Source organism: uncultured Campylobacter sp., assembly GCF_937997405.1.
In the GTDB taxonomy this organism is placed as follows: domain Bacteria; phylum Campylobacterota; class Campylobacteria; order Campylobacterales; family Campylobacteraceae; genus Campylobacter_B.
Window position 1 is genome coordinate 1 of sequence record NZ_CALKTL010000099.1, and the last position, 3414, is coordinate 3414.

The 3414-nt window shown below is 37.6% G+C and carries 3 protein-coding genes; all 3 read right to left on the minus strand.

Features of this window, described 5'->3' with window-relative positions; all coding sequences use genetic code 11:
- Positions 1-164 precede the first annotated feature (164 nt).
- Positions 165-584 (minus strand): DUF4279 domain-containing protein, encoded by a 420-nt coding sequence (locus Q0372_RS05405; protein WP_298103488.1) that lies wholly within the window; start codon positions 582-584, stop codon positions 165-167.
- Between the two features lie 69 nt (positions 585-653).
- Complete coding sequence (locus Q0372_RS05410) at positions 654-1382, minus strand: hypothetical protein (RefSeq protein WP_298103490.1); 729 nt, start codon at positions 1380-1382, stop codon at positions 654-656.
- The coding region (locus Q0372_RS05415) for a colicin E3/pyocin S6 family cytotoxin (protein WP_298103492.1) at positions 1379-3414 on the minus strand (2036 nt) is incomplete at its 5' end. The genes Q0372_RS05410 and Q0372_RS05415, both read right to left, overlap by 4 nt.

Below are 3414 nucleotides of genomic sequence, written 5' to 3' on the forward strand. Positions count from 1 at the left end.
CCAGGTAACCCAGCTAGAGGATGCGGCAGATCCTTGGGAGATGAGGGCGGCGGTTAAAAGAACAAGGGTAAAGAAAGGAAGCTGTCTTATAAATTTATTCATTTTTACCTTTTGAGCGGAGTATTAGAAATTTATTTTCCACGCCATCTTTATTCCTATACAAATTAATAATATATCCCATCTATGCACACTTCGGCATTTAGTTCGGCGCACATTTTTATCATTTCTTTACTAAAGTCGATGGAATATATATCGTCCTTCTCCGCCGCGTCTATCATTATATCGATGTTAACGTTTAAATTTAATGCCGATATCCTCTTTTTAATATCGCCAAAGTTTGCTTTTAAAATTTCATACAGATCTTTTAACGCATCGTCCGTGTATACGTGCTCTTTCTTGGCAGTATAGCATAGCCAGCTACAGCTATTTCTAACCTTGCCGCGCCTTTCATCTATGTCGCCGATTTTATATTTTTCTATATAACTAATTTTATATTCATTGATCTTCTCATCTAGGATCAAGTCCGAAAAATCAAAGTTATATTTATCCGACGATAAATAAAAAGCAACATACATAGTAGTCATTTATGCTCCTCATAAATTTACAGTCCGCCGAGCTCACATAATTCATCCATTTAACGGCTAAATTTTAGATTATACTATCTCTACCGATATTTGAGCGTCGATTTTGCCGCCATTTTCTTTTAAAATTTCAGGAAATCCCAATTTTATAATCTGTTCTTCGGAGAGGCTATAAGAATAGTGGATATTTGCCTCTACGCTCAGCGGAGCGACTATTTTCGCAACTTCGCTAAAAGGCAGCTTAACGTCCAATAACGCCACGTAAAAGGCGTCCTTATCGCTATCAAAGACATTTATATAGCAGCCTTTTATATTTTTATCGCCGCTATTTGGAGCCTTGATTATTCTTTCATGGCTAGCAGAGCAATCTAAGAAGTATGAAAAACCGGGCTTAACCATATCAAGGCATCCAAAAGATCTCATCTGCTCTATGTTTAAGCTATAGCCATATACATAATAAGGATCGTCTTCATCCGATTTTACGATTTGTTTTATATCTTCCAAATCAAGATCTATTTGCCGCGAATCGGCGTAGCTCTCATCGATACCGAAAGATGTTATTTCACGATATGTCTTATAATACATATCGCGTATATGAAATTTAATTCGCTTATCTCTTAAAAGCTTTGGATCTATTTTTATATCTAGTTTTTGCGCGTCCGATTTCGCAATCAATTCAGGCTCGAATATAAATTCTTTTCCAAAACGATCGCTTTGCCCTTTTGGAATTTTAAGTCCATAGAGTTCCCGTCCATCTCTTACCGGAAAAAGATAACGGAAAATACCTTTTATACTTTTCATTTTTGAATCCTTCTTGTTTTATCCGCGGGTTTAGTTTGTTTGCCAGTTATATGGTCAAATTGACCCAAATGCCACCCCTGCTTATCATATTTTTCTAGTCCCCCATGCCGATAATCCCACTCATAAATATTACCCTTTTTGTCTTTCCATCGCTTCCTTAATCCGCCGCCCCCCTGTATCGGAGTTTTTCGCTTGTCCTTAATCAATCCAGGAAAGCCTTTCAAGTCTTTAGTTTTTGGCTCAGGTATATACCCAATAATATTTTCCCCAAACCCCGTTTCTCTACCCTGAATACCGCCGCCGATCGTTAATTCAGGTTTTATAGGCGATTGAGGTACGTGAGTGTAAGGGCGTCCTCCGCGCTCTTTTTGTAGCTGTACTCCGCCGCCGATCGTTAATTCAGGTTTTATAGGCGATTGAGGAATTTGAGTGTATGGTAGCTTTTCTTCTCTATTTTTAGGAAATATTTTTATATGATCATTTTTGTCCCAGCTTCTTGCCTGTATATTTTTATTTTCTAAATCGTTTAGAATTCTATCATAATTTATGTTTGATCGTTCCTTAGTAGTGCCGCCATTATCAGGATATTTTCCAGGATAATTCCAGTAGGCATTGTATTGATCACCTTCATACCAGTTTGTTAACCAATTTCCAAAATCTTTTGATAACTGTCTAGTCTTAATAAAAAAGATAGAAGCAGAGGCTGCCTCTATAATAGGCAGAATAGCTGCCACAGCAACATCATCGCTCTTCCTCTGATCCAGCGAGTAAAAGTATCTGGTATCGGCTACGACGGTTTTGTCGTTAGGATTTACTTTAGGCGAATAGTCGTTAAGGCTTCTACCGTTTAATCTTAAAGCCTTTTCCGACATACTTAGCATGCCTAGGGCATAGTTGGTAGCGAATTGATTTTGCGCGGGATCTTTAGGTATGAAAGTACCTCGTTTATTATCGCTGCGATGAACGAGCTCGTGTCGTAAGAATGTCATAAATTCTTTTGCATTGTTAATGTGCTTCGTATTGATATATATGGAATTCGGATCGTCGGAGTTAAATTTTCCTCCGCTTCCTCTATTTAGATTGGCAAATTTAACTTTTACTCCCATTTGATTTGCTATATCCTGTGCGGCTCGTTGCTTTTTAAATATATCGGCGCTAGGATCGTTTAACACGTCAAGATTTGACGCAAGCGATATACTGTCTTTATCGTATCCGCTAGCAAAGCCTCCTATATAGTCAAATATTTTATAGGCTTTCGCATTCTTGGTAGTTGCTATTAAATTTATAGCTTCGTATATCGCGCTACCCCTATTATAATCATCCTTTATCTCATTCCTTCCCCCTTCACTAAACAACCTCATATCCACGCTTGCATCAACGTTAGAGCTTAGCTTAGTAGAGTATAGCTCTTTGCTTAGCTTGGAGCTATCTCTGTTTAATCTAGTAAGATCGTCTGAGTTATATAGAGCCTTATTGTTGGGATCAGATTGTAAAGAAGCAAGCTCATCTTTACTTAAAGAGCTTATATCTTTATCTCCTACTATAAGCTCTCCTTTTCCTATAGTAGCTAGGCTCTTACTCATAGAGTAGGATAGGTTTCTATTATTAGCGTAGTTAATCGATGAAATTTTAGACTTAGGATCAGTATTGCTCTCTTTAGATTGAGCGTTTTGGCTATTCTTAGCTTGGCTACCGTTCTCTTTGCTTTCTCCTCCCTGTTGCGGATCTTTAAAAGCATAATTAGTTCCTATGCTTAAAGAATTTGATTTGTCGTATCTGGTGTTACTTAAATTTGAAAAAGTTAGGGTATCTGTTTTTAATCTAAGCTTGCCGTTATCTATGAAATTTCCATTCTCATCATAGTAGCCTGCAGCTATTAACGATCCTTTTAGATCTGTGTTAGCTCCTACTTCTATGTTTAACTCTTTAGCGGTTATGCTAGATAGCACGGTCTGTTTTACCATAGTGCTTGATTTTGATCTGGAGTAGTTGGCGTTTATGCTTGAAAGCTTAGAATTTGAATACCTTACTA

What these genes read in the sequence shown, in the direction of transcription:
- Q0372_RS05405 (WP_298103488.1), bottom strand. Translation starts at nt 584, where the DNA reads ATGACTACTATGTATGTTGCTTTTTATTTATCGTCGGATAAATATAAC.
- Q0372_RS05410 (WP_298103490.1), bottom strand. Translation starts at nt 1,382, where the DNA reads ATGAAAAGTATAAAAGGTATTTTCCGTTATCTTTTTCCGGTAAGAGAT.